Annotated in this window: 3 protein-coding genes; 1 reads left to right on the top strand and 2 read right to left on the bottom strand. The window is 70.5% G+C overall.

Going from position 1 to position 4,492, the window contains the following annotated elements; translation table 11 throughout:
- On the top strand, positions 1–948 hold a 948-nt coding region (locus VOI19_RS15015; RefSeq protein WP_323793773.1), incomplete at its 5' end, for an MMPL family transporter.
- 47 nt (positions 949–995) lie between these two features.
- On the opposite strand, the gene VOI19_RS15010 is transcribed toward VOI19_RS15015, so the two are convergent.
- Together VOI19_RS15010 and VOI19_RS15005 are read right to left on the bottom strand one after the other, a co-directional pair.
- Complete coding sequence (locus VOI19_RS15010) at positions 996–2,459, bottom strand: NAD(P)/FAD-dependent oxidoreductase (RefSeq protein WP_323793772.1); 1,464 nt, start codon at positions 2,457–2,459, stop codon at positions 996–998.
- A partial coding sequence (locus VOI19_RS15005; protein ID WP_323793771.1) for a PEP/pyruvate-binding domain-containing protein occupies positions 2,456–4,492 on the bottom strand: 2,037 nt, incomplete at its 5' end. The genes VOI19_RS15005 and VOI19_RS15010, both read right to left, overlap by 4 nt.

Raw genomic sequence — 4,492 nt, 5'->3', positions numbered from 1 at the left:
CTCCAGACGGCCATGCCCTCGATCAAGGTCCTGCCGGAGGACGCCAGCGCGCGCGTCGGCTACGACCAGGTCCAGGACGCCTTCGGTCCCGGCTCGCCGGGCACCCTGCAGATCGTCGCCGACTCCTCGGACGCCGAGACCGTCGCCGCCGTGCTCGAGAGCGACGAGGGCGTTCTCGGGTCGCTGCCGCCGCAGCCTGCGTCTGACGGTTCCGACGAGGTCCTGATCCTCGCCATGCCGGGCGTCGACCCGTCCGACCCCGCGCTGGGCGACACCGTCGACCGACTTCGGTCGGACCTGCCGGAGTCGGCCCTCGTGGGTGGTGCTGCGGTCGAGAACCTCGACCTCAAGAGCCAGCTCGACGAGTCGACCCCGCTGGTGATCGCCGTGATCCTGGTGCTCGGGTTCGTGCTCCTGCTGGTCGCGCTCCAGGCGCCGCTCATCTCGCTGCTGGGCACGTTGGCCAGCCTGCTCTCGACCGCCGCAGCGTTCGGTGTGGCGAGGCTGATCTTCCAGGAGGGGATCGGCGCCGACTTCTTCGGCTTCGAGTCGCAGGGCTTCCTCGACGCCTGGGCGCCGGTGTTCTTCTTCGCGATGATCTTCGCCATCGCCATGGACTACACCGTCTTCCTGCTGGCCTCGGCCAAGGAGCACTACGAGCGCTCCGGTGACCCGAAGGAAGCCATGGTCGGCGCGCTGGCGCACTCCGGCCGGGTCATCTTCGCCGCCGGTGCGGTGATGGTGGCGGTGTTCTTCACCTTCGCCCTCTCCGGTCCGCTGCCTCCGAAGGAGATGGGCATCATCCTCGGCATCGCGGTGCTGCTCGACGCCTTCCTGGTGCGACTGGTCCTGCTGCCGGTGATCCTGCGCCTGACCGGCAACGCGGCCTGGTGGAGCCCGAAGTGGCTCACCCGGGTGCTGCCGAAGATCACCTTCGCCCACGGCTGATCGAGCCGTGCTGAAGGGCTGAGCAAGGGGTGGTGGACGCCTGCGCGTCAGATGAGCTCGAACTCGTCGAGAGTCGTCTCATCGTGCAGGCGCCGCCACCCCTTGAAGTTTCCCGGGAAGAGGAACGGCGCGTGGCCCGAGGCCGTCGTGTAGTAGCTGCTGCAGTCGGCGGCGCCCCAGGAGAACGTGCCGAAGCGCTCGGTCAGGGAGTCGTTGTACTCCCGGTAGGCGGGCTCGCGCGGTGACATCGCCGTCCGGCCACGATCGGTGAGCTCGCCGAGCAGGCGCACGATGGTGGTCACGTTCTGCTCGGCCGTGGCGAAGAACGAGGTGTTGAGCACCAACCCGTTCGGACCGACCGCCAGGAAGTAGTTCGGGAAGCCGGGCACCGCGATGCCCTTGTGGGCCCGGGGCTCCCCGGCCATCGTGTCGGCGAGCGAGACCCCGTCGGCACCGATCACGTCGATGCGATCGAGGTCGAGGATCCGGTAGCCGGTGCAGTAGATGATCACGTCGACGTCGATCTCCTGCCCGTCGCTGGTGACCAGCCCGGTGGGGGTCACCCGCTCGAGGCCGGAGGCGACGAGGTCGACGTGGTCCTCGTTGAGGGTCGGGTAGAAGTCGTCCGAGACCAGCCCTCGCTTGCAGCCGTAGCGCGAGTCGGGGGTGAGCGCCCGTCGGAGCTCGGGGTCGTCGATGGTCTGCTCGATGTGGCGGGTGACCAGCTTCTCGAACTGGCCCATCCGACTGTGGCCGAGCGTGACGGCGTGCTCCACCTGTCCGAGCAGGAGCGACTGCCACCGTCGGATGCCGTCGACCAGGAACGGGAAGCGTCTCCACCGACGCCGCTGGGCCTCGCTGTACTGCTTGAGCCGGCGCGGCATGACCCAGTTGGCCGACCGTTGCAGCACGGTCAGGTGGGCGGCCTGCCGAGCCACTTCCGGCACGATCTGCACGGCGCTCGCGGCGGAGCCCACGACGGCCACGCGCTTGTCGACGAGATCGACGTCGTGGTCCCAGCGGGTGCCGTGAAAGCTGGGTCCGGCGAAGGAGTCCCGGCCTGGCACGTCGGGGAAGAGCGGCGTGTGCTGGTTGCCCATCGCGTTGATCACCACGTCGTACTCGAGCACCTCGCCCGCCTCGGTGCTCAGCAGCCAGGTGTCGTCGTCGGTGTAGTGCGCGGCGACGACGCGGGTGTCGAGCCGGAGGTAGGGGTCCAGGCCGAGGTCGGTGCAGCACCGCTCGAGGTAGGCGAGGATCTCGGGCTGGCTGATGAAGTTGGCGGTGCAGTCGGGGTTGGGGGCGAAGGAGAACGCGTAGGAGTGGGCCCAGATGTCGCACGCCAGCCCCGGGTAGGTGTGCAGGCGCCAGGTCCCGCCGGGTCCGTCCTGGGCATCGATGATCGTGAGGTCGCTGAAGCCGTTGAGCAGGAGCTCACGGCCCGCTGCGAGACCGGCGGGTCCGGCTCCGATGACGGCGACGCGTCTGGAGGCCCGGGCGGACGCGTTCAACGGTCCTCGGCCGAGCTCACGAGGGTGACGCTGCCGACGTCGCCGTCCAGGAGCACGCGGTCACCGGTCTTGAGGAAGCGCGTGGCCTGGCGGGTGTTGACCACGCAGGGCAGCCCGTACTCGCGCGCGATCACCGCGCCGTGCGAGACCGAGCTGCCGAGGTCGGTGACCAGGCCGCCGATGAGGCTGAAGTACGGCGTCCACCCGATGTCGGTGATCGGAGTCACCAGGATCTCGCCCGGGGCGAGGGAGGCTGCCTCCTGGAGGGTGTGGGCGACCCGCACGACTCCCTCGACCACGCCGCGCGAGGCCGGCCGGCCCTGGAGCACTCCGTCGCTCACGTCGAGCACCTGGGGTTCCAGGGGCGCCGGGAGGCCGACCGAGATCTCGGGGAACTCGAGGCGCTGCTGGTGCTCCAGCGCGTCTCGACGGGCGAGGGCGTGCTCCACGGCGGCCTGCGTCGGCGAGGCGACGAACCCCGACAGCTCGTCGGTCGTGAAGAAGTAGACGAGGTCGGCGTCCGGGATCGCTCCCTCGGCGGCCAGCTGGACGCCGAGCCCCCGAAAGGCGATCTGGAACCGGTGCGCGACGTCGACCAGCTGGGACTTGGTGTGCTCGCGTCGCCGGATGGCGTTGTGGGCCTTGGGCAGGATCCAGCGCAGACCGCGGCTGAGCCCGGCCTGGTCGACCTGCTCGCTGCTGATCTCGCGGCGTCCGCCCGTGAGCAGTCGTGCGTGGACGGCCGCCTGCATGCTCTGCACCAGGGGTGAGACGTCGTCGCCCCACGAGGGGTCACGCAGGCACAGCTCGCGGTAGCCGCGGTGGCCGTGGCGCGCGAGGAACGTGGCGAGACCCTCGGCGAGCTCGGGCTCGGCGCGGAGCCACGCCACGGCGGCGTCCAGCTCGGCGCCGACCAGGCGCTCGTCGGCGTCGGGGTGTCGGGCGACGGAGTCGATCAGCTCGTCGAGCTCCTCGAGCATCACCGCGCTCTCGACGCCGCTCGCGCCGGCCAGGAGCCGCACGGCCTCGGACTGCTCGGCGACGGTGCTGGCGTTGGCCTCGCCGGAGACCATGTTCTCGACGATCGAGCAGTAGAACCCCGAGAGCGCTGACGACTGGATGTGCACGGCCATCGCGTGGTCGAAGAAGCTCAGCTTGCCGGAGATGTCCTGCCAGGTGGCTGCGGCGTGGGCGCCCGGCACGAGGGCGAACGCTGCGAGCTCCTCGCCGAAGCGGTCGACGACCTTGGGGGCGGCCAGGCAGAAGCGCAGCAGCTTGCCGGTGTTGAAGATCCGGCGGGGGAGCGGGCGCGGCGGCAGGTCGGTGAGCTCGGGCACGAGGCGTCCGCAGATGGTCTGGGCCGTCTGGTCGGCGTTCGAGCCGAGGATGCTCGCCGCCATGGCGAGGTTGCCGGTGAGGTTGAGGAACAGGTGGCCGTACGCCGACGCCGTGACCTGCCAGTCCGGCTCGATGCGCGCACGGGCGCCGACGCTGACCTGCATGTGCTGGAGTCCGTAGTCGATGCCCCAGCCGGTGAACGACATCGTGAGGGGGCACACGGCGCCCGGCATCATCTCGCTGACGTTGCTGATGGTCAGGACGTCGTCGGGGCGCGGCAGCGTGGTGTCGTGCTCGTTGAGGTCGGCCGGGAGGGTGGTGATGGGGCGGGCCTGGAGCCAGAACAGCTCGCCCGTGCGGTCGATGGCCCACTCGAGGTCCAGCGGCTGGCCCTCGTGAGCTGCGGCCGCGCGCGCCTGCTCGGCGATCCGGGCGACCTGGTCGTCGCTGAGCAGGGGCTCGTCACCGACCAGCAGCCGCCGGACGACCGTGCCGTCGAGAGCGACGCCGTAGTGGTCGGGGGTCGCCTCTCCGCTCACGAGCGCCTCGCCGAGGCCGGCGACCGCATCGATGACCAGCAGGTCGCGTCGGGCGCTGACCGGGTCGGCGGTGAAGACGACGCCGGCCACGGCGGCGTCGACCATGCGCTGGACGACGACGTTCATCGTGGCGGCGCGGCCGTCGAGGTGGTCGGC

The organism is Nocardioides sp. (assembly GCF_034670285.1).
Classification (GTDB): domain Bacteria; phylum Actinomycetota; class Actinomycetes; order Propionibacteriales; family Nocardioidaceae; genus Nocardioides.
Note: the sequence above shows the minus strand (reverse complement) of the source record. Positions and strands in the feature narration are given on the sequence as shown.